This window comes from Citrobacter sp. KH_055_1 (assembly GCF_057838705.1).
Genome location: NZ_CM174473.1, coordinates 4404902 through 4425076 on the forward strand (window position 1 = coordinate 4404902; position 20175 = coordinate 4425076).

Consider the following 20175-nt stretch of genomic DNA (forward strand, 5'->3'; position numbering starts at 1 on the left):
CTACAGGATAGACGTATTGGGTTGTAGGCCAGATAAGGCGCTTACGCCGCATCCGGCAAAAAGGCTCAGAACTGCGCCAACATCCTGCGTTTATCTTCTGGCAGCGTCTTGATAGCCTGTTGATAAGAGGCGTCCACCAAATAGTAAATTTGTGAATCTGGCAGCGAACCATCCAGGTACACCGTGCTCCAGTGCGCCTTATTAAGATGTCGGCTTGGCCGGACATCGCTATGCTGCTGGCGCAATAACTCGGCCAGTTCAGGGCTGGTTTTCAGCGACACAGCAGGGCGTTCTTCCACCTCTTTTACCATCGCAAAAAGCACATCTTCGACTTTAATTTGCGTGGCTTTCCAGTCGCTGTGCACGCTCTGTTCGGCACCTGTTTTCGCCATGCAGTATTGCAGCAACTCCGAGTTCGTCATCTTTATTCCCCTTACCAGCAGCTCGCCTAATGAGAACATCTTTTACTCAGTGTGCAGCAACTCTGCCAAAGGTAAAAGCCAGCAACGCAAATTTGTTTAAAAAATCACCAATAAAGAACCTGTACCCTCAGTATTCTGAGTTTACAATCACCTCTTCGCCATATGCCCCGGCCTGCGGCAGTGGTTTATAGGTGGAGTTGGAGGCGCGCAAAATGCGAATACCGCGAATACCTACGTCGCGCGCGGCGGTGATGTCATTGTCGGAATCGCCGTAGAACATGCGGATGTTTTTATCCTGTAACCACTGCGTTTTGGTGTTCTGCCCGGCTTTATCACCGGCAAAGATAACCGGATTCATATTAGCGGATGGAATGTGGAAGTTATCGGACAGTGTTTTAGACACGGTTTCGGTTTTTGTCGGGCTACGTCCCGTGACAAAAAAGATGCTGTCACCGCGACGAACATGCATATCAATCAACTGACGCGCGACTTCTTTTGGAATACTAAATTCATCCCAGCCATTGTTCATTTTTTCCCAGAACGCCGGATTCTTCAGGTAATCCTCACTCTCCGGGGACCAGGTTTTTTTGCCACGCCAGAAACCCGGGCTGGAAAAAAGAACGGTGTCATCAATATCGAATCCGACGGCCATTGGCGGGCGTCCGGTCAGGCTGTTTTCAATCTGAGCAACAGAGACCCAGTGAACCGGAGACTGCTCAGCGAGTTTTGCAACGTTGGTGCCTGGATTAAGCTGCGAGGGGGAAGAAACTAAAGCCTGGGCGGAATGGTTTAACGTGAACAATAAGCAAACGGCACTAAGTGCCAACGTAATCTTGCGCATATTTTTCCCTAAGTAGTCAGCTAGTTATCATTTTTTTATTAACAACTGGTCAAAAAACTATCTGACCTTACCCCCTGGGGAAGGTGAAAGGAAGGGGTTTCTCTCGTTTTGTTACAGAAAAAGAGGATGATCACACAGAAAAAGCGTGCCTGATGGCGCGACACTTATCAGGCCTACAAACGAAAAATCCAATGCTTTGTAGGCCGGATAAGGCGTTTACGCCACCATCCGGCATCACTGTGCGAGAAATGACAAATCCGGTTACATGACAGCAGCAAACGCTTTTGCCACACGCTGGACGTTACCGTGATTCAACCCGGCGACGCACATGCGGCCGCTGGCGATCAGGTAAACCCCGAATTCATCACGCAGGCGATCGACCTGGGCGGCACTCAACCCGGTATAGCTGAACATACCGCGCTGTTGCAGAAGGTAGTCAAAGTTACGGCCCGGTATCTCGGCATGGAGAACATTGACCAATTCCTGACGCATCGCCAGGATGCGGGTACGCATCGCTTCTACTTCCGCCAGCCAGTTGGCTTTAAGCGCATCATCGCCCAGCACGGCGGCAACTACCTGCGCACCAAAGTTAGGTGGGCTGGAGTAGTTACGACGCACCGTGGCTTTTAACTGCCCCAACACGCGGCCCGCAGTCTCAGCGTCTTCGCACACCACGGAAAGGCCGCCGACACGCTCACCGTATAAAGAGAAAATTTTAGAGAACGAGTTGCTGACCAGGGCAGGCAATCCAGCGCTGGCAATGGCGCGGATCGCATAGGCGTCGTCTTCCATTCCCGCGCCAAATCCCTGATAGGCAATATCAAGGAAAGGGATTAGATCGCGCGCTTGCAGAATCTCGATAACCGCATCCCACTGCGCAGGCGTCAAGTCCGCACCGGTCGGGTTATGGCAGCACGGATGCAACAGTACAATGCTGCGAGCCGGTAAGGTGTTCAAGGTTGCCAGCAGGTCGTTGACGCGCACGCCGTTAGTCGTGTTGTCATACCAGGGGTAAGTACTTACTTCGAATCCAGCCCCTTCAAAAATCGCGATGTGGTTTTCCCATGTCGGATCGCTGACCCAGACGCCAGAATCAGGGAAGTAACGCTTCAGAAAATCCGCACCTACTTTTAGCGCACCTGATCCTCCCAGCGTCTGAATCGTCGCCACGCGCTGCTGCTGAAGAACCGGGTGTTCTGCGCCAAACAGTAGTGGCGCAATGGTGTGGCGATAGCTGTTCAGGCCTTCCATCGGTAAATACAGTGACGCACCCTGCGGCTGAGCATTGAGCCGGGCTTCCGCTTCGCTTACGGCGTTAAGCTGAGGGATTATCCCGTCTTCGTTGTAATACAGACCGATGCTGAGATTCACTTTGTCACGACGTGAATCTTCCTTGAAGCGCTCCATGAGCGATAAAATCGGGTCGCCGGCGTAGGCGTCAACTTTTTGAAACACGTGGTGGTTCTCCAGGTTTACAGAAAGGGGATAAGAACACAATAAACCGGAAGCGGGAGAAGATCGAGAGGATGTTGAGAGGATTATTGCCGGATGGCGGCAGAACCGCTTTATCCGGCAGACAGCCAGATTCAGTCCACGTACTTCATCGCTACCCTTGATGTCAGGCGCGTGATAAGTTCGTAAGCACTTACTTTCGTTATTTCAGCAATGCGTTCAACGGGTAGACCATCGCCCCACAGAATCACCGGATCGCCGGCTTTTTCCTGCGCTTCTGGTCCCAAATCAACGCAGATCATGTCCATTGCCACACGACCAACAATCGGCACTTCCCGACCATTGACCAGTACCGGCGTGCCGGACGGCGCTGCACGCGGATACCCGTCGCCATAGCCCATCGCCACCACGCCCAGGCGCGTGTCACGCGCGCTTTCCCACGTTCCACCATAGCCAACAGGTTCGCCCGCTTTGTGCTCGCGCACGGCGATCAGGCTGGAGGTGAGCGACATCACCGGCTGGCAGCCAAAATCAGTCCCGGCGGAATGATTCTCCAGCGGCGATACGCCATACAGAATTAGCCCCGGACGCGCCCAGTCGAAATGGGACTGCGGCCACAGCAGGATACCGCCAGATGCGGCAATAGAACGCTGTCCCGGCTTGCCTTCACAAAAACGATTGAAGATATCGAGCTGCTTTTCCGTCGCGCCGCATTCGGGTTCGTCTGCACGGGCAAAGTGGCTGACGATGTTGACCGGCTGACGCACGTTTTTACAGTGGGTCAAGCGTTGATAAAACGCCTCAGCCTGCTCCGGACGTACGCCCAGACGGTGCATCCCGGTGTCGAGCTTCATCCAGACGGTGACGGGTTCCGCCAGTTCAGCCGCTTCCAGCGCCGCAAGCTGCTCCTCATTGTGCACGGCAGTATGCAGCCGCTGTGCGGAGATGGTCGGCAGATCGGAGGCATCGAAAAAACCCTCCAATAGCAGGATGGGTTGCGTGATCCCACCCGCGCGCAGTCGCAGAGCTTCTTCAAGACGAGCGACACCAAAAGCGTCCGCATCAGGGAGCGTTCGCGCGGTCTCTAACAGACCATGGCCGTAAGCGTTCGCTTTCACCACCGCAACCAGTTTACTGGCAGGTGCCAGTTCACGCAGACGTTGCAGGTTGTGTCGCAGAGCGCGGCGGTTAATGACAACAGTTGCCGCTTGCATTTGTGTTCCTTAATAAATGGACGACGGAGCGTTACTCATCGTCATACTGTGGTCCGGCATAATTATCGAAGCGTGACCACTGGCCGTTAAACGTCAGGCGCACCGTACCGATTGGGCCGTTACGTTGCTTACCAATAATAATTTCCGCGATGCCTTTTAAGTCGCTGTTTTCGTGATAAACCTCGTCACGATAAATAAACATGATTAAGTCGGCATCCTGCTCGATAGACCCCGATTCACGGAGATCCGAGTTGACCGGACGCTTGTCGGCACGTTGTTCCAGAGAGCGGTTAAGCTGCGACAGCGCCACCACCGGCACATGCAGTTCTTTTGCTAATGATTTCAGCGAGCGCGAAATTTCAGCAATTTCCAGCGTACGGTTATCGGAGAGCGACGGCACCCGCATCAGCTGCAGGTAGTCGATCATAATCAGTCCGATACCGCCGTGTTCACGGGCGATACGGCGTGCGCGCGAACGCACTTCCGTTGGCGTCAGACCGGAGGAGTCATCAATGTAGATGTTTCGTTTCTCCAGTAAGATCCCCATGGTGCCGGAAATTCGCGCCCAGTCTTCGTCATCCAACTGACCGGTACGGATTTTAGTCTGGTCTACGCGCGACAGCGATGCCAGACAACGCATCATGATCTGTTCGGAGGGCATTTCAAGACTGAAGATAAGTACCGGCTTATCCTGCAACATCGCCGCATTTTCGACGAGGTTCATTGCAAACGTCGTTTTACCCATCGACGGACGCGCGGCGACGATAATCAGGTCCGACGGCTGTAGACCGGCAGTCTTTTTGTTGAGGTCGTCGTAGCCGGTATTCACCCCGGTGACGCCGTCATGCGGCTGCTGGAACAGCTGTTCGATGCGCGCGACGGTGGCGTCGAGCACCTCGGTAATATTTTTCGGGCCTTCGTCTTTATTGGCGCGGCTTTCGGCGATTTTAAAAACGCGGGATTCCGCGAGATCCAGCAAATCTTCACTGGAACGCCCTTGCGGATCAAATCCGGCCTCCGCGATTTCATGGGCTACCGAAATCATGTCGCGCACGACGGCGCGTTCGCGGACGATATCCGCATAGGCGCTTATGTTCGCCGCACTTGGCGTATTTTTAGATAACTCAGCCAGATAGGCAAAACCGCCGACGCTGTCGAGTTGCCCCTGCACTTCCAGCGACTCGGCTAGGGTTATCAGATCGATGGGTTTGCCCATCTCCTGCAAACGATGCATTTCGGTGAAGATATGCCGGTGCGGTCGGGTGTAAAAATCCTCCGCGACGACACGCTCGGCAACATCGTCCCAGCGTTCGTTATCCAGCATTAAACCGCCCAACACCGACTGTTCCGCTTCAATCGAGTGCGGCGGTACTTTCAGCCCGGCGACCTGCAGATCGCGGTCACGAGCATCAGTCTGTTGTTTGTTGAAGGGTTTATTTCCTGCCATAGTGAATGGAGTTACCGAGATAATGATTGGGTCGAAAGATTACCACATTTCTGGAGGAAGCATGGCAACACGTATTGAATTTCACAAGCACGGCGGCCCTGACGTACTGAAGGCTGTGGACTTTACGCCCGTTGATCCGGCCGAGCATGAAATCCAGGTCGAAAACAAAGCGATTGGTATCAATTATATCGATACCTACATCCGCAGCGGACTGTATCCGCCCCCTTCTCTGCCCAGCGGACTCGGCACCGAAGCGGCCGGCGTGGTCAGCAAAGTCGGTAGCAAAGTAACCCACATCAGCGTTGGCGATCGCGTGGTCTACGCCCAGTCAATGCTCGGCGCCTACAGTTCCGTACATAATGTCCCCGCCGATAAAGCCGCCATTTTACCTGATGCCATCTCGTTTGAGCAGGCTGCCGCGTCCTACCTGAAAGGGTTAACCGTTTTCTATCTGTTGCGTAAAACCTATGAAATCCAGCCTGACGAGCCGTTTCTGTTCCATGCCGCCGCAGGCGGCGTTGGTCTGATTGCCTGCCAGTGGGCAAAAGCATTGGGGGCGAAGCTAATTGGTACCGTCGGCACTGCGCAAAAGGCGCAAATTGCATTACAGGCCGGCGCATGGCAGGTGATTAACTATCGCGAAGAGAGCATTGTCGAGCGGGTTAAAGAAATTACGGGCGGTAAAAAAGTCCGGGTAGTTTATGACTCGGTGGGTAAAGACACCTGGGAAGCCTCGCTGGACTGCCTGCAACGCCGGGGATTGATGGTGAGTTTTGGTAATTCTTCCGGGCCGGTGACCGGCGTTAACTTAGGTATTCTGAACCAGAAAGGCTCGCTGTACGCCACACGCCCTTCTCTGCAGGGTTACATCACCAACCGCCATGAATTGACCGAAGCCAGTAATGAGCTATTTTCACTGATTGCCAGCGGCGTGATTAAAGTCGATATCGCGCAAGGTCAGACGTTTGCGTTAAAAGATGCCCAGCGGGCGCATGAAGTACTGGAAAGCCGGGCCACGCAGGGGTCGAGTTTGCTGATCCCGTGATACTTCTCCCTTAAATAATTCAAGCAGCCAATACGCCTGCGGTTTGAATTATGACGGGGAAGAAAAGAATTAGGGCTTCCCGTAGGAAGCCCTTTCTTTTTTTAGTTCGGCTGTATGTAGGGTACAGCTCGATGAATTCGTTAACCGCGCAATAGTGACAGATTTAATAATCAATTCCTATTTGGTTCTAAAGGCAATGTTGCAGGTTGTGATGTACCGCTCAATACCTTAGTAAAATCGACGGTTATTGCGCTGATAGTGCGGGACTTTTGGCGCTTTTATGGCCTTGATAACCCACACCACGGCGACAGCCAATAACAGCCATGGCAGCAGTTTTATCATCAGCGCAAACATCCCGCCGAGGAACATCACGGCGGTCGCCACCATCAGCGCAGCCAGAATCCCCAGCAGCGACACGCCGGTGACCATCAGCATGACAAAAAAGCCAATCACAAAAAGTAGTTCCAGCATGATGCTCTCCCATAATGAATTTCTGCTTAAACCATTACAAAAATCATGCCAGAATTAATTGATTGATTTATAAAGAAAACGCCCCGCGACAGTGCGCAGGGCGTGGTGAAATTGACTAACTTTTGGTGAACAATTAACGTTTGTCTGCTACCAGCTTCAACGCATGTTCCAGCACGTTGATATCCGCACCGGCTTTGTGCGCATTTTCGCTCAGGTAACGACGCCACTGACGTGCGCCCGGAATGCCCTGGAACAGCCCCAGCATATGGCGGGTAATATGTCCCAGATACGTTCCCTGGCTCAGTTCCCGTTCAATATACGGGTACATGGCGCGCACCACGGCAACAGGGTCCACGTCAGCACCCGTTGAACCGAAAATTTCGCGATCCACGGATGCCAGAATACCGGGGTTCTGATAGGCTTCACGTCCCACCATCACGCCATCCATATGTTCAAGGTGCGCTTTCGCTTCTTCCAGCGATTTAATGCCGCCGTTGATCGACATGGTCAGCTGCGGGAAATCACGCTTCAGCTGGTACACGCGGGCGTAATCCAGCGGTGGGATTTCACGGTTTTCTTTCGGGCTCAGTCCGGACAACCAGGCCTTGCGCGCATGAATGATAAACATCTCACATTCTCCTTTGCCGGAGACCGTGTTGATGAAATCACACAGAAATTCGTAGCTGTCCTGGTCATCAATGCCAATACGGGTTTTGACCGTTACCGGAATTGACACCACATCGCGCATCGCCTTGATGCAGTCGGCAACCAGCTGCGCATTGCCCATCAGGCAGGCACCAAACATCCCGTTTTGTACGCGATCAGAGGGACAGCCCACGTTGAGGTTTATCTCGTCATAGCCCCGTGCTTCCGCCAGCTTCGCACACTGTGCCAACGCGGCCGGGTCGCTACCACCAAGCTGTAAGGCTATCGGATGCTCTTCGTCGCTATACGCCAGATAGTCGCCTTTACCATGAATGATTGCCCCGGTGGTTACCATCTCCGTATAGAGCAGCGTCTGGCTGGACAGTAAGCGCAAAAAGTAGCGGCAGTGTCTGTCCGTCCAGTCGAGCATCGGCGCGATAGAAAAACGATGTGCAGGGAAAGCGGTGGACTGAGATTCAGGCAGCATGGCGAATAATTAAGCATCCGGTTAAAAAAGGGGCGCCACTATAGCATAGACCGCGACGATAGTGAGCCACATCGTCACGGCCCCCCTCATGCTATTTCGATCCGGGTTTACCGTCGTGGGAACCAAAAAACTGTGGTGGATGGTCAACCCAGCGATCCTCGCGCGTGGCCGCATACACCGGATTCAGTGGGTAATAGATACGATTGAATTTTTTATTTGCCTCGCCGACGACCAGCAGTCGCACCTCTTCACTGGTGTTATTGATAAAGGTGTGACACACGCCGGTTCCCGCTGGAAATCCGACGCTGTCCCCCGGTTCCAGCTTCCATAAATAGCCGTTAATCCAGGCCTCCGGATACCCTTCCAGCACGTAGATAAACTCTTCTTCGTCGCTTTCGGCGTGAGGGTACGAGGTGCGACGGCCCGGAGGCAGGCGTTCATGGTGAATGCCGAGGCGACCCAAGCCCAGTTTACGAGCAAGCGGTGCGCCGATAGAAAACAGCTCATCGCTTCCGGGATAGGTAGCGTCGTCAGCCCCCTCCACCTCACGCCAGTGGCGAATACAATCCGGTCTTTTCATTTTATATTTTCCAGTATTGCGATGCGTCAGGTATAGCACACCACGGCTGATCTCGGCGTTTTATGCAGAACATGATAAAGTAAGGGATTAACCTTCCACGCAAATCGAGGCGCAAAAATGGAAAGAACCCCTACGCAGGAGTTGCTGGCTCACGCTGAAAAACTCTGTGCGCAACGTAACGTGCGACTCACGCCGCAACGCCTCGAAGTGCTGCGCCTGATGAGCCTCCAGGAAGGGGCAATCAGCGCATATGACCTGCTGGATCTATTACGGGAAACTGAACCACAGGCTAAACCGCCTACCGTCTATCGTGCGCTCGATTTTCTGCTCGAACAAGGTTTTGTCCACAAGGTAGAATCCACCAACAGCTACGTGCTTTGCCATTTGTTCGATCAGCCCACCCACAGCTCCGCGATGTTCATTTGTGACCGCTGCGGCGTGGTGAAAGAAGAGTGTGCGGAAGGCGTGGAAGATATCATGCATACGCTGGCGGCCAAGATGGGCTTTGCTCTACGTCATAACGTAATTGAAGCGCATGGCCTGTGTCAGGTCTGTGTGGAAGTTGAAGCCTGCCGTCATCCTGGCGACTGCCAGCATGATCATACGATTCAGGTAAAAAAGAAGGTCGGGCGTTAAGCGAGAGAACGTACATCCTTGTACATTCAGGCGGGAGGGGATAATTACCAACGGTAGTCGTTGCGGGTTTCCCAATCCTTCACTTCTTTCTCCGCCTGATCTTTCGCATAACCGTAACGTTCCTGGACTTTACCCACCAGCTGGTCACGCTTACCTTCAATGACCGTCATATCATCATCGGTCAGTTTGCCCCATTGCTCTTTCACTTTACCTTTCAACTGCTTCCAGTTACCACCGACTTCGTCTTTATTCATCATCAAATCCTCATCGTTAGGTTGTGAATAGCGAGAGTGCTGCGTCCAGACACGCTATGTTTTTGCTGGACGTGAGAATAAGTGTAGTCAGTGATTCTGAGTTCTATTTATTATTCGGAATTTTTAACCATACGACTCAGGCAAACCAGGTGCCATTTCGCCAGTGACGCTGCCAGATAAAAGCCAGCGAGAGTCCGCGCAGCGCCAGAAAAACGGCGAGTGCCAGCCACAAACCGTGGTTGCCTAACAGCGGTAACGTGAATAAGGTTAAGCCGAATCCCGCAGCGGCAACGGCCATACTGTTACGCATTTCCGCAGCACGCGTTGCGCCAATAAACATGCCGTCCAACAGGTAACACCAGACGCCCACCAGTGGTAACACCACCTGCCAGATAAGGTAACGATCGGCCAGTTGCTGAATCTGCGGTAGTGAGGTCAACGACGCAATAATGTGCTCGCCAAACAGGGCATAGACCAGTGAAAAAAGGATCGCCACAATGCCCGACTGTCGACACGCCGCGCGCCAGACATCCAACAGTTGGCTGCCATCCCGCGCACCATAAGCCTGACCAGAGTGCGCTTCCACGGCATAGGCAAATCCGTCCAGCGCATAGGCGGTGAAGGTCAACAGGGTCATCAGAACGGCGTTGACCGCAATAATATCGCCCCCGAGACGCGCCCCGAGTACCGTAATCGCACCAAAACACAGCTGCAGCAACAGCGAACGCAGCATGATGTCGCGGTTAAGCGCCATCAGACGGCGGAAGTTTCCGCGCCATGCCTGTTTCAGCATCATGAGCGAAACACCGCGCAGGTGGAGAACCTTGCGCACCATCAGCAGGCCAATCAGCAACGTGGCATATTCGGCAATCACCGTCGCCAGCGCGGCGCCCTGCACGTTCATATGCAGCCCCATCACCAGCCATATATCGAGCACAATGTTGAGGATATTGCCGACAATCAACAGGATCACCGGTGCTCGCGCGTACTGAACGCCCAGCAGCCAGCCAAGCAGTACCAGGTTCGCCAGCGAGGCAGGCGCGCTGAGCCAACGGATTTCAAGAAAGCGCCGGGCCTGTTCCAGTACCGCTTCGCTCCCCCCCACGATGTGTAACGCCAGATCGATAATCGGCGTACGAAATAGCGCAATTGCCGCCCCCGCCCCCAAAGCCAGAATCAGCGGCTGCACCAGTGCTCGGGCCAACGCCTGCGGATTTTTTGCGCCAAATGCCTGAGCCGTCAGCCCGGTGGTACTCATGCGTAGAAAGAGCAGCAGCATAAAGAGAAAACTGGTTGCCGTCGCCCCCACGGCGACACCACCCAAATAGACCGGGCTATCCAGATGACCAATCACAGCCGTATCCACCAGTCCCAGCAGGGGAACGGTGATATTGGAGAAAATCATTGGCAGGGCAAGGTGCCAGAGTGCTTTATCAGAGGAGGTAAAAAAAGGCATACAGGAGAGCCTGAGAAGACGTTAGAGATACTGGAAAAAATCGTACAGGCCCGGTAAACAGAGTGCCACCGGGCACGTTGCCGGATGACGACGTAACCGTCTTATCCGGCCTACAGGAAATCAACAGACCGTTACAGCCATTCACCGTTACGGATAACGCCGACGGCCAGTCCTTCAATGGTGAAGTTCTGCTCACGCAGGTCGACAACGATCGGTTTGAACTCGCTGTTTTCTGGCAGAAGCTCGACCTTATTGCCCTGTTTTTTCAGGCGTTTAACCGTCACTTCATCATCAATGCGGGCAACAACCACCTGGCCGTTACGCACGTCCTGTGTCTTATGCACTGCCAGCAGATCGCCATCCATAATACCAATGTCTTTCATTGACATACCGCTGACGCGCAGCAGGAAATCAGCATTAGGTTTGAACAGGGATGGATCAACCTGATAGTGGCCTTCGATGTGCTGTTGCGCCAGCAGCGGCTCACCTGCAGCAACGCGGCCTACAAGCGGTAATCCTACCTCTTCTTCATGCAACAGACGAATACCACGCGATGCGCCAGAGACGATTTCGAGCACCCCTTTACGCGCCAGCGCTTTAAGGTGTTCTTCAGCCGCGTTTGGGGAACGGAATCCCAAACGCTGCGCGATCTCCGCACGCGTCGGTGGCATACCTGTCTGGCTGATGTGATCCCGAATGAGATCAAACACCTCTTGCTGCCTGGCCGTTAACGCTTTCATTCCGCCCCCTGGGTGTATATACAGTTATGCTGTGAGTATATACAGCTAAAGGCGATTTTGGAACCGCAAACTGCACAAAAAACAGGAGATTTATGAAGTTGTGGAATCCTTATCGAAAATGGGACCACAACAGGATGCCCCAGGTGATCAGGGCGACAAAAATAGACAGCAGAACAGCCGCCGACCCCATATCTTTCGCTCGACCGGAAAGTTCGTGATACTCCGATCCAATACGGTCGACCACTGCTTCAATAGCGCTGTTTAAGATTTCAACGATCATCACCAGCATTACTGAACCAATCAACAACACACGGGTAATGGCGTCGACGTCCAGCCAGCAGGCGATGGCGACGCCCAGCAGTACGGCAACACTTTCCTGACGAAATGCCGCTTCATTTATCCATGCGGCGCGAAAACCTTTCCACGAGTAGCCAGCAGCTTTGATAATTCGGGTGAATCCAGTGGTATTATTGGCCATCAAAAGAACCTTTTTACATTATTAGCGTCAATGTCATTGTAACGTTACCCCGTTTGTTTCAGGGTGTGGCAAAGCAGCGCGAAGTATGACGGGATACACCAGAAATTCACTAAACTTTCTGATATCCTTGCAGCGCATTTGCATTATTAACCAGAGGCTTTACATCGTTTATGTCCGGCTGGCCACGAATTTACTACAAATTACTGAATTTACCATTAAGCGTCCTGGTAAAAAGCAAGTCTATTCCGGCAGAACCTGCCCCGGAGTTGGGGCTCGATACGTCTCGTCCCATTATGTACGTCCTACCGTACAACTCAAAAGCAGACTTGCTGACGCTACGTGCCCAATGTTTGGCGCACGATCTTCCCGATCCCCTGGAACCGCTGGAGATAGACGGGACTTTACTGCCGCGCTACGTGTTTATTCACGGCGGTCCGCGTGTGTTCACCTATTACACACCAAAAGAAGAGTCCATCAAGCTGTTCCATAACTATCTCGATCTGCATCGCAGCAATCCTGACCTGGATGTGCAGATGGTGCCGGTTTCGGTGATGTTTGGCCGCGCGCCTGGCCGCGAAAAAGGTGAAGTCAACCCGCCGCTGCGCATGCTGAACGGCGTACAGAAATTCTTCGCCGTTTCCTGGCTCGGTCGCGACAGTTTTGTCCGTTTCTCGCCGTCGGTCTCTCTGCGCCGCATGGCAGACGAACACGGTACGGATAAAATCATCGCTCAGAAACTGGCGCGCGTGGCGCGTATGCACTTTGCCCGTCAGCGTTTAGCTGCTGTTGGCCCGCGCCTCCCTGCCCGCCAGGATCTGTTTAATAAGCTGCTGGCCTCAAAAGCAATCGCCCGTGCGGTAGAAGATGAAGCCCGCAGTAAAAAAATCTCCCACGAAAAAGCGCAGCAAAATGCCATTGCGCTGATGGAAGAGATCGCCGCCAACTTCTCCTACGAGATGATCCGCCTGACTGACCGTATTCTGGGATTCACCTGGAACCGACTGTATCAGGGTATTAACGTTCACAATGCAGAACGCGTTCGCCAACTGGCGCACGACGGACATGAAATTGTCTATGTCCCCTGCCACCGCAGCCATATGGATTACATGCTGCTGTCGTACGTTCTGTATCACCAGGGGCTGGTTCCTCCGCACATTGCGGCCGGGATCAACCTGAACTTCTGGCCGGCTGGCCCGATTTTCCGCCGCCTGGGTGCGTTCTTTATTCGTCGTACCTTCAAGGGCAATAAGCTCTATTCCACCGTCTTCCGCGAATACCTCGGCGAGTTGTTCAGCCGCGGTTATTCGGTTGAGTACTTTGTCGAAGGTGGGCGCTCACGTACCGGTCGTTTGCTGGATCCGAAAACCGGCACGCTATCGATGACCATCCAGGCAATGCTGCGCGGCGGTACGCGTCCTATCACCCTGGTGCCGATTTACATTGGCTACGAGCACGTGATGGAAGTCGGCACCTACGCGAAAGAACTGCGTGGCGCGACAAAAGAGAAAGAGAGCCTGCCGCAGATGCTGCGTGGCTTAAGCAAGCTGCGTAATCTGGGTCAGGGCTACGTCAACTTTGGCGAACCGATGCCATTGATGACCTACCTCAATCAGCACGTGCCGGAGTGGCGTGAGTCTATCGATCCTATCGAGTCGATTCGCCCTGCCTGGCTGACGCCGACGGTCAATAACATTGCCGCCGATCTGATGGTGCGCATTAACAACGCCGGTGCGGCCAACGCCATGAACCTGTGCTGTACCGCGCTACTGGCATCCCGCCAGCGTTCCCTGACCCGCGAGCAGTTAACTGAGCAGCTTGATTGCTACCTCAGCCTGCTGCGTAACGTACCGTATGCATCAGATGCAACGGTTCCGACGCAGAGTGCCAGTGAGCTTATCGATCACGCCCTGCAGATGAACAAGTTTGAGGTCGAGAAAGATACCATCGGTGACATCATCATTCTGCCGCGCGAGCAGGCGGTATTGATGACTTACTACCGCAACAATATTGCGCATATGCTGGTACTGCCGTCACTGATGGCGGCGATTGTGACTCAGCATCGCCGGATTTCACGCGTCGCATTGCAGCAACATATTGATGCACTGTATCCGATGCTGAAAGCCGAGCTGTTCCTGCGCTGGGAGCGCGATGAGCTTACAGGGGTGATCGACGAACTGGCTGGAGAAATGCAGCGTCAGGGTCTGATTACGTTGCAAAACGATGAGCTGCAAATCAACCCGGCACGCTCCCGCACGCTACAGCTGCTGGCCGCAGGTGCGCGTGAGACTCTGCAGCGCTACGCCATCACCTTCTGGCTGTTGAGCGCGAATCCGTCGATCAACCGCGGTACGCTGGAGAAAGAGAGCCGCACCGTCGCTCAACGTCTTTCCGTACTGCACGGTATCAACGCACCGGAATTCTTCGATAAAGCGGTGTTCAGTTCCCTGGTGCTGACCCTGCGTGACGAAGGCTACATCAGCGACACCGGAGATGCCGAGCCGGAAGAGACGATGAAGATTTACCAGATGCTGGCCGAACTGGTGACGTCGGATGTCCGTCTGACCATCGAGAGCGCCACTCAGGGTGAGTAAGCATAAAAAAACCGGTCGAAATGACCGGTTTTTTTTTATCGCAGACTAAAACTCAAAGATGCCAGTAACTCATCGCAAGGCCTAAGAACAACACCAGGCCCACGTAGTTGTTATTCATAAATGCTTTAAAGCAGGCATCCCGCTCGCGGTTAACGATCAGCTTCTGCTGATACACAAACAGCGCCCCTGCTACCAGCAAAGACCAGTAATAGCCCAGCGCCAGTCCGTTCAGCCAGCCCACCAGCGCCATCAGCACCAGTACGCCCACTTGCAGAAGACCAATAATCAGTTTGTCGTTTTGGCCGAACAGGATAGCGGTCGATTTAATGCCAATCTTCAGGTCATCATCGCGGTCGACCATCGCATATTGGGTGTCATAAGCCACTGCCCAGAGAATATTGGCCAGAAACATCAACCAGCAGCTGAGCGGTACCGACTCGCTCACGGCGGCAAACGCCATCGGGATAGACCAGCCAAACGCCGCACCCAGCACCACCTGCGGCAGGTGCGTATAGCGCTTCATGAAGGGATAAACCCACGCCAGCGCCAACGCGGCAATCGACAACAAAATGGTCATCGTGTTGAGCGTCAGGACCAGCAGGAAGGCGAGCAACACCAGCACAACAAACAACGTGCGGGCTTCTTTCTCCGTCACGGCACCGCTTGGCAGCGGTCGGTTCGCGGTGCGTTTCACATGACCGTCAAATTTGCGGTCAGCGTAATCATTCACCACGCATCCGGCGGCGCGCATTAACCAGACGCCAGCCACAAACACCGCCAGGATCCTCAATTGCGGAACCCCAGGGGTCGCCACCCACAACGCCCACAGCGTTGGCCAGAGCAGCAGTAAGGCGCCGATTGGCTTATCCGTACGCATCAAGCGGTGAAACGCCAGCAGCTTATTCTGCGTCAGACTCCACTCCATCTTTATCTTCCTCTCAGTACAACGGCGATGCAGGTAAAAAAAGCTCGGTAAGCATCAGTGGCTTACCGCTCAGCCGCAGGCGGGAACGACGCCCCCACAGCTCTGCATCGCGGCCAATCTCAATAAAATCTCGGGTCAATGTCGATGACGTAAACAGGTAGCGCCCGAGCGGGGTTTTCCCCAGATTTTGCAAGGCCAGTTCAGGGCCACACAATGTCGATTCCGGCACCACGGTGCGCCCGGCAAGCCAGGGTTCACCATCCGCGCAGAGCAGGATTTCACGTAACCAATAGCGGGATTCTGTCGGCAGCAGCGTCAGTTCTTCGGCCACCTCATTTTGCCCAACAAATCCTTCTCGTATCAACGTTACGCTGACCTGCTTTCCCTGCTGCTCAAAACGTTGGGTCATGGAGTCTTCCAGTAACAACCAGTCAAGCAGTTGGGGGTCCAGCGTCGGGATCGCATCAAAATAACGCAGCGCACGCAGTTGCGTTAACGCAGGGTGTGGCATGCCTTACTCTCCGATTTATCACGTTCAGGCATTGTATCGCAGAAAAGGCATTACGGGGTGAGCAAACATGATTAAGTGATCGGCGGAGCAACACAAGCATAACAAGTAGCATGGAAGGATAAAAAAAGGTGCGCCAGGAGACGCACCAGTTGTTGCAAAATCAGCAATGTGGGGAGACGGTTACCCCTTGCCTTTTACACTGCTGATAAAGGTGGAACGGGCAGATTTGGATCCCAGACGTTCAGCTTCATCAAGCAGCTTCAGCGCTTTATCGACATCGCCTTTCGCCACAGCATCCTTAATCGCCTGGTTAAAATAGCTTTCCGTGTCGTTCAGCATCGGCTCGCTTTTCTGCGGGGCTGGTGCGGCGACCGGGGCAGCTGCCACCGCAGCCGGAGCCGCATAGGCCGCTGCTGGTGCGGCAGTGTTGCCCACCGTCACCGGTCCCGGACCGGATGAGCCAAACAGCGGCCCGACCAGCACGCTGGAGGAGGAGCTGGTTTTGACTTTTAGTTTCAGCAAGCCATCTGTGGTATGACGGGCGATCGGATCCGGGATATCCGGCACGGCGTTACCCACGCCCTTGGCATAGGCTTTTGCCGGGTCAAGCAGAGTCGTGGTCTGCTGGAGATCTTTCTCGGTGGTGAAGACCAGAACATAGAGCTTCTGCTGGCCCAGCGCTGGCGTCAGGCGCATGACCCCTTCCAGGCGATCCGCGCTCATCACGCCGGGCTCCTGATAGGTGAAATAGCTGCTGGGGAAGAAAGCAGATGGCGTCATGTTCTGATCAAGAATCAGGACGTTTGGCGCAAATACGCTGGTTTGTTTGTTAACTTCACTGGAGAGCGTCAGAGTCAGCTCACCAATATTGGCCGGTACGCTATAGGCGGCAACCGGACCGCTAATCCCCGCCACGTCCAGACGCTGACCGGCAGTCGCAAGCTGTGTGGACTGAACCTTGGATTGATCAACAGGCGTCCAGGCTAATTGTTGCAGTGCGGCAGTGGGGATTGCGGGTGCACCGGTGGTGTTCTGCGGCACAAAATTCACATCGGCCAGGCTGATGCCGGGCGCACTGGCAAATAACCCTGCAGATAAACAAAGGGCAACGAGACTTTTCTTCATTTTCATTGTTATCACCTCAGATAGCATGGGTTCAGCGGTGGCCAGGCAATAGCGCGCTAAACCTTAAGTAAGAGGGGCTTACGCCCCTCTTTCGGTCTTTACGTCAGGTTAATGCTGGATTACCACCAGATTTCCATCTGGGCACCGAAGGACCACTCGTCGCTGTCGCCACGGCTGGTGGTGCTGATACCGGAGTTAGTTGCTGCCGCGAATTTGGTAACGTCGTTACCATTTTTCACGTAGCCCCACTCTTCATCCCATTTGGCATAGGTTGCGAAGACGCGGATTGCCGGACGAGACCAGATGCTGTCGCCAGCCTGCCATTGTTGCGCCAGGGTAACTTTGTACTGGCTGTTGCGATCGCTGGTCTGCTGCGATTTCACGTTGTCATAGCCCACTTCCAGCAGGGTGCTCATGATCGGCGTCCATTTGTACATCGGACGGATACCCACGGTGTACCATTCGGTACCCAGGTCGTTATCCATGTCGAGGTTCTGGTACATACCGACGTACATCAGGTCCCATTTGTCGCCCAGCGAGATAGCACCGTGGTCCAGCACGCGGAACAGGCTACCGTTGTTATTCACCACGTTATTGGCGAAGTTAGTCTTAGTACCATCTGGATTGGTAATGGTTGTCGTAGAAGAACCGTAAGAGCCCTGGTTCAGGCCTTTACCCTGCGTGGTCATGGAGTCTGTCGCATACTGAACAACAAACTTGTTATAGCCTTTCAGCATGCTCTGGGTATGTTCAGCGGTGAACATCCAGCCATCTTTTGATGCGCCGTCTGCCAGGTGGTAGTCATCGGTGGTATTAGCACGACCGTAGTCCACACCCAGTTCCAGCATACCGTCCGGGTTAATCGCCATTTGCGCTAAACGCACGTCGAACACGTCGTTGGCGGTGTCTTTGGTACGATCATAAATATTCTGGCTGCTGAACGCGTAAGAGCCGCCCGCTTCCTGAGAACGGGTCGCTGCCAGCGCCAGTTTACCGAAGCCCAGATCGATGTTTTCAATACCGGCACCAGGACCTGAAATATCCCAGTAGTAGAAGTCGATCATGTGCACATCATGACGCTGGTAGAAGCGCTTACCGGCCCAAATGGTGGAACCTGGCAGCCATTCAATCAGGTTTTTACCCTGCACGTTTGCTTCACGGAATGCCGGGTCAGTTCCTTCCCAGTCATTCTGCTGTGCGACGGAGTAGGCGACGTTAGTGTCGAAGTAGAAGCTCTTATCGCCCTCTTTCCACACTTCCTGACCCAGTTTAATTTCCGCATAGGTTTCACATTCGTTACCGAGACGGTATTTACTTTGTGCACCGGTTGCCTGGAAACACTGTTGTTCGCCGCCACTACCCGTCCAGCCGATACCGGAACGAGCATAACCATGGAAATCCACGGCCATTGCCTGAACAGACATAATGCCTGCTGCTACAGCAACCGCCAGAGGGAGTTTGCGCAGAGTAATCATCATTCTATCTCCTGAGATCATTGCTTTTCTTTGAACGCTTCACCTTGACGGATTTGCGCTTTTTTTTAATGGGACACCTTAAACGCCCGGCTCTTGATGCAACCGACGACATGCAGTGCCATCTTCACGGAACAGATGGCAACGCTCTGGCGGCAGGCCGATAGCGAATGTGGCACCCTCTTCTACCAACACCACGTCATTCTGGCGGTACACCAGGTTTTGACGGATGGCGGGGATCTGGATATGAATTTGCGTTTCGTGGCCCAACTGCTCGACCACCTGAACTTCACCTTCGAGGGTGACGTCAGCGATATCGCTGGGCAGCAGATGTTCCGGGCGAATACCTAAGGACATGTTGGCGCCAACCTGCACGGCACGGCTTTCTACCGGTAGCCAGATTTGCTGGCGGTTAGGTAATTCAACCTGCACTTGGTCGATTGCGGTTGCGGTGACTTTCACCGGCAGGAAGTTCATCTTCGGTGAACCAATAAAGCCCGCCACAAAGCGGTCGGCTGGGTAGTGGTACAGCTCCAGCGGCTTGCCGACCTGCGCGACGCGGCCCGCATCCAGCACCACGATTTTGTCGGCCAGCGTCATCGCTTCGACCTGATCGTGGGTGACGTAAATCATCGTGCGGCCCAGACGTTTATGCAGGCGGGAGATTTCAATACGCATCTGCACACGCAGTGCTGCATCCAGGTTAGAAAGCGGTTCATCGAGCAGGAACACGCGCGGTTCAGCCACCAGCGTACGGCCAATCGCCACGCGTTGACGCTGACCGCCAGAGAGTGCTTTTGGCTTACGCTCAAGCAGGTGCGCCAGCTGCAGGACTTCAGCGACCTGATTCACACGCTGGTTCATGACGTCTTTTTTGGCACCGGCCAGTTTGAGACCGAAAGACATGTTCTCGGCGACGGATAAATGGGGATACAGCGCGTAGGACTGGAAGACCATACCCACGCCGCGTTCGGCGGGCGGGATGTCGTTCATTCGGGTGTCCCCGATAAACAGGTCGCCGCTGGTGATGGTTTCCAGCCCGGCGATCATACGCAGCAAGGTCGACTTACCGCAGCCTGACGGTCCGACAAATACCACGAACTCTCCTTCGTGAATGTCGAGATTGATATCCTTCGATACCACCACGTCACCCCAGGCTTTCGTTACATTTCGCAGCTGTACGCTCGCCATGCCCTTCTCCCTTCGTTACAACCTGTCATCGACAGCAACATTCATCATGGGCTGACTATGCGTTATCCATTAGGAGCGTGAATCCTCCACCCCCCAGCTTTTTTATGGGGGAGGAGGCGGGAGGATGAGAGAGTCGCGTCTGAGACCCGGGCCGTACGCCGCCAAGGAATTTCGTGATGTCGCCCGCAAAAA

At 54.0% G+C, this 20175-nt stretch carries 20 protein-coding genes; 3 read left to right on the top strand and 17 right to left on the bottom strand.

Annotated features, from left to right (window positions below; all coding sequences use genetic code 11):
- Nucleotides 1-65 precede the first annotated feature (65 nt).
- From AC3ITF_RS20705 to dnaB, 5 genes are all read right to left on the bottom strand, one after another.
- Nucleotides 66-422 (bottom strand): MmcQ/YjbR family DNA-binding protein, encoded by a 357-nt coding sequence (locus AC3ITF_RS20705; RefSeq protein WP_096758708.1) that lies wholly within the window; start codon nucleotides 420-422, stop codon nucleotides 66-68.
- Between the two features lie 127 nt (nucleotides 423-549).
- On the bottom strand, nucleotides 550-1263 hold the full coding sequence (aphA, locus tag AC3ITF_RS20710) for an acid phosphatase AphA (RefSeq protein ID WP_117343604.1): 714 nt from the start codon (nucleotides 1261-1263) through the stop codon (nucleotides 550-552).
- A gap of 261 nt (nucleotides 1264-1524) precedes the next feature.
- A complete protein-coding gene (tyrB, locus tag AC3ITF_RS20715) occupies nucleotides 1525-2718 on the bottom strand; it encodes an aromatic amino acid transaminase (RefSeq protein WP_117343605.1) in 1194 nt (397 codons plus the stop codon).
- Between the two features lie 131 nt (nucleotides 2719-2849).
- Nucleotides 2850-3929 (bottom strand): alanine racemase, encoded by a 1080-nt coding sequence (gene alr, locus AC3ITF_RS20720; protein ID WP_115259702.1) that lies wholly within the window; start codon nucleotides 3927-3929, stop codon nucleotides 2850-2852.
- 31 nt (nucleotides 3930-3960) lie between these two features.
- A complete protein-coding gene (dnaB, locus tag AC3ITF_RS20725; protein WP_096758712.1) occupies nucleotides 3961-5376 on the bottom strand; it encodes a replicative DNA helicase in 1416 nt (471 codons plus the stop codon).
- 61 nt (nucleotides 5377-5437) lie between these two features.
- Between dnaB and AC3ITF_RS20730 the strand changes: the two genes are divergently transcribed.
- Nucleotides 5438-6421 carry a quinone oxidoreductase gene (locus AC3ITF_RS20730; RefSeq protein ID WP_137399210.1) on the top strand — a complete coding sequence of 328 codons (984 nt, stop codon included), beginning with the start codon at nucleotides 5438-5440 and terminating at the stop codon, nucleotides 6419-6421.
- Between the two features lie 228 nt (nucleotides 6422-6649).
- Here the strand turns inward: AC3ITF_RS20730 and pspG are convergent, their stop codons facing one another.
- The 3 genes from pspG to AC3ITF_RS20745 all read right to left on the bottom strand — a co-directional run bounded on the left by pspG (nucleotide 6650) and on the right by AC3ITF_RS20745 (nucleotide 8604).
- Nucleotides 6650-6892, bottom strand: a complete 243-nt coding sequence (gene pspG / locus AC3ITF_RS20735; RefSeq protein ID WP_096758714.1) for an envelope stress response protein PspG — start codon at nucleotides 6890-6892, stop codon at nucleotides 6650-6652.
- A 133-nt stretch (nucleotides 6893-7025) separates the two neighbouring features.
- On the bottom strand, nucleotides 7026-8024 hold the full coding sequence (gene dusA / locus AC3ITF_RS20740; protein WP_096758715.1) for a tRNA dihydrouridine(20/20a) synthase DusA: 999 nt from the start codon (nucleotides 8022-8024) through the stop codon (nucleotides 7026-7028).
- Nucleotides 8025-8115: 91 nt separating this feature from the next.
- Complete coding sequence (locus AC3ITF_RS20745) at nucleotides 8116-8604, bottom strand: cupin domain-containing protein (protein ID WP_115259704.1); 489 nt, start codon at nucleotides 8602-8604, stop codon at nucleotides 8116-8118.
- A gap of 117 nt (nucleotides 8605-8721) precedes the next feature.
- Here AC3ITF_RS20745 and zur point away from each other — a divergent pair, with 117 nt between their 5' ends.
- Nucleotides 8722-9240: a zinc uptake transcriptional repressor Zur gene (zur, locus tag AC3ITF_RS20750; RefSeq protein WP_096758717.1), complete on the top strand. Its 519-nt coding sequence runs from the start codon at nucleotides 8722-8724 to the stop codon at nucleotides 9238-9240.
- A gap of 44 nt (nucleotides 9241-9284) precedes the next feature.
- Here zur and AC3ITF_RS20755 read toward each other — a convergent pair whose 3' ends face one another.
- The 4 genes from AC3ITF_RS20755 to AC3ITF_RS20770 form a co-directional block, all read right to left on the bottom strand.
- The gene (locus AC3ITF_RS20755; protein ID WP_096758718.1) at nucleotides 9285-9494 is read right to left on the bottom strand and encodes a CsbD family protein; all 210 of its coding nucleotides are present in this window, start codon (nucleotides 9492-9494) and stop codon (nucleotides 9285-9287) included.
- Nucleotides 9495-9630: 136 nt separating this feature from the next.
- Nucleotides 9631-10950: an MATE family efflux transporter DinF gene (gene dinF, locus AC3ITF_RS20760; protein ID WP_489175988.1), complete on the bottom strand. Its 1320-nt coding sequence runs from the start codon at nucleotides 10948-10950 to the stop codon at nucleotides 9631-9633.
- 131 nt (nucleotides 10951-11081) lie between these two features.
- Nucleotides 11082-11690 (bottom strand): transcriptional repressor LexA, encoded by a 609-nt coding sequence (gene lexA, locus AC3ITF_RS20765; protein WP_096758720.1) that lies wholly within the window; start codon nucleotides 11688-11690, stop codon nucleotides 11082-11084.
- Nucleotides 11691-11799: 109 nt separating this feature from the next.
- Nucleotides 11800-12168 (bottom strand): diacylglycerol kinase, encoded by a 369-nt coding sequence (locus AC3ITF_RS20770; RefSeq protein ID WP_045438520.1) that lies wholly within the window; start codon nucleotides 12166-12168, stop codon nucleotides 11800-11802.
- 170 nt (nucleotides 12169-12338) lie between these two features.
- Here AC3ITF_RS20770 and plsB point away from each other — a divergent pair, with 170 nt between their 5' ends.
- Nucleotides 12339-14759: a glycerol-3-phosphate 1-O-acyltransferase PlsB gene (gene plsB / locus AC3ITF_RS20775; protein ID WP_115259706.1), complete on the top strand. Its 2421-nt coding sequence runs from the start codon at nucleotides 12339-12341 to the stop codon at nucleotides 14757-14759.
- A gap of 52 nt (nucleotides 14760-14811) precedes the next feature.
- Here the strand turns inward: plsB and ubiA are convergent, their stop codons facing one another.
- The 5 genes from ubiA to malK all read right to left on the bottom strand — a co-directional run bounded on the left by ubiA (nucleotide 14812) and on the right by malK (nucleotide 19983).
- The gene (gene ubiA, locus AC3ITF_RS20780; protein WP_489175989.1) at nucleotides 14812-15684 is read right to left on the bottom strand and encodes a 4-hydroxybenzoate octaprenyltransferase; all 873 of its coding nucleotides are present in this window, start codon (nucleotides 15682-15684) and stop codon (nucleotides 14812-14814) included.
- A 13-nt stretch (nucleotides 15685-15697) separates the two neighbouring features.
- On the bottom strand, nucleotides 15698-16195 hold the full coding sequence (gene ubiC, locus AC3ITF_RS20785; RefSeq protein ID WP_096758723.1) for a chorismate lyase: 498 nt from the start codon (nucleotides 16193-16195) through the stop codon (nucleotides 15698-15700).
- Between the two features lie 180 nt (nucleotides 16196-16375).
- A complete protein-coding gene (gene malM, locus AC3ITF_RS20790) occupies nucleotides 16376-17326 on the bottom strand; it encodes a maltose operon protein MalM (RefSeq protein ID WP_115259707.1) in 951 nt (316 codons plus the stop codon).
- Nucleotides 17327-17439: 113 nt separating this feature from the next.
- A complete protein-coding gene (locus AC3ITF_RS20795) occupies nucleotides 17440-18798 on the bottom strand; it encodes a maltoporin (RefSeq protein WP_137399214.1) in 1359 nt (452 codons plus the stop codon).
- Between the two features lie 75 nt (nucleotides 18799-18873).
- A complete protein-coding gene (gene malK / locus AC3ITF_RS20800) occupies nucleotides 18874-19983 on the bottom strand; it encodes a maltose/maltodextrin ABC transporter ATP-binding protein MalK (protein WP_096758726.1) in 1110 nt (369 codons plus the stop codon).
- Between the last annotated feature and the right edge of the window lie 192 nt (nucleotides 19984-20175).

Coding starts and splice junctions, on each gene's coding strand:
- AC3ITF_RS20705 (WP_096758708.1), bottom strand. CDS start 422: ATGACGAACTCGGAGTTGCTGCAATACTGCATGGCGAAAACAGGTGCC.
- aphA (WP_117343604.1), bottom strand. CDS start 1,263: ATGCGCAAGATTACGTTGGCACTTAGTGCCGTTTGCTTATTGTTCACG.
- alr (WP_115259702.1), bottom strand. CDS start 3,929: ATGCAAGCGGCAACTGTTGTCATTAACCGCCGCGCTCTGCGACACAAC.
- dnaB (WP_096758712.1), bottom strand. CDS start 5,376: ATGGCAGGAAATAAACCCTTCAACAAACAACAGACTGATGCTCGTGAC.
- AC3ITF_RS20730 (WP_137399210.1), top strand. CDS start 5,438: ATGGCAACACGTATTGAATTTCACAAGCACGGCGGCCCTGACGTACTG.
- pspG (WP_096758714.1), bottom strand. CDS start 6,892: ATGCTGGAACTACTTTTTGTGATTGGCTTTTTTGTCATGCTGATGGTC.
- dusA (WP_096758715.1), bottom strand. CDS start 8,024: ATGCTGCCTGAATCTCAGTCCACCGCTTTCCCTGCACATCGTTTTTCT.
- AC3ITF_RS20745 (WP_115259704.1), bottom strand. CDS start 8,604: ATGAAAAGACCGGATTGTATTCGCCACTGGCGTGAGGTGGAGGGGGCT.
- zur (WP_096758717.1), top strand. CDS start 8,722: ATGGAAAGAACCCCTACGCAGGAGTTGCTGGCTCACGCTGAAAAACTC.
- AC3ITF_RS20755 (WP_096758718.1), bottom strand. CDS start 9,494: ATGAATAAAGACGAAGTCGGTGGTAACTGGAAGCAGTTGAAAGGTAAA.
- dinF (WP_489175988.1), bottom strand. CDS start 10,950: ATGCCTTTTTTTACCTCCTCTGATAAAGCACTCTGGCACCTTGCCCTG.
- lexA (WP_096758720.1), bottom strand. CDS start 11,690: ATGAAAGCGTTAACGGCCAGGCAGCAAGAGGTGTTTGATCTCATTCGG.
- AC3ITF_RS20770 (WP_045438520.1), bottom strand. CDS start 12,168: ATGGCCAATAATACCACTGGATTCACCCGAATTATCAAAGCTGCTGGC.
- plsB (WP_115259706.1), top strand. CDS start 12,339: ATGTCCGGCTGGCCACGAATTTACTACAAATTACTGAATTTACCATTA.
- ubiA (WP_489175989.1), bottom strand. CDS start 15,684: ATGGAGTGGAGTCTGACGCAGAATAAGCTGCTGGCGTTTCACCGCTTG.
- ubiC (WP_096758723.1), bottom strand. CDS start 16,195: ATGCCACACCCTGCGTTAACGCAACTGCGTGCGCTGCGTTATTTTGAT.
- malM (WP_115259707.1), bottom strand. CDS start 17,326: ATGAAAATGAAGAAAAGTCTCGTTGCCCTTTGTTTATCTGCAGGGTTA.
- AC3ITF_RS20795 (WP_137399214.1), bottom strand. CDS start 18,798: ATGATGATTACTCTGCGCAAACTCCCTCTGGCGGTTGCTGTAGCAGCA.
- malK (WP_096758726.1), bottom strand. CDS start 19,983: ATGGCGAGCGTACAGCTGCGAAATGTAACGAAAGCCTGGGGTGACGTG.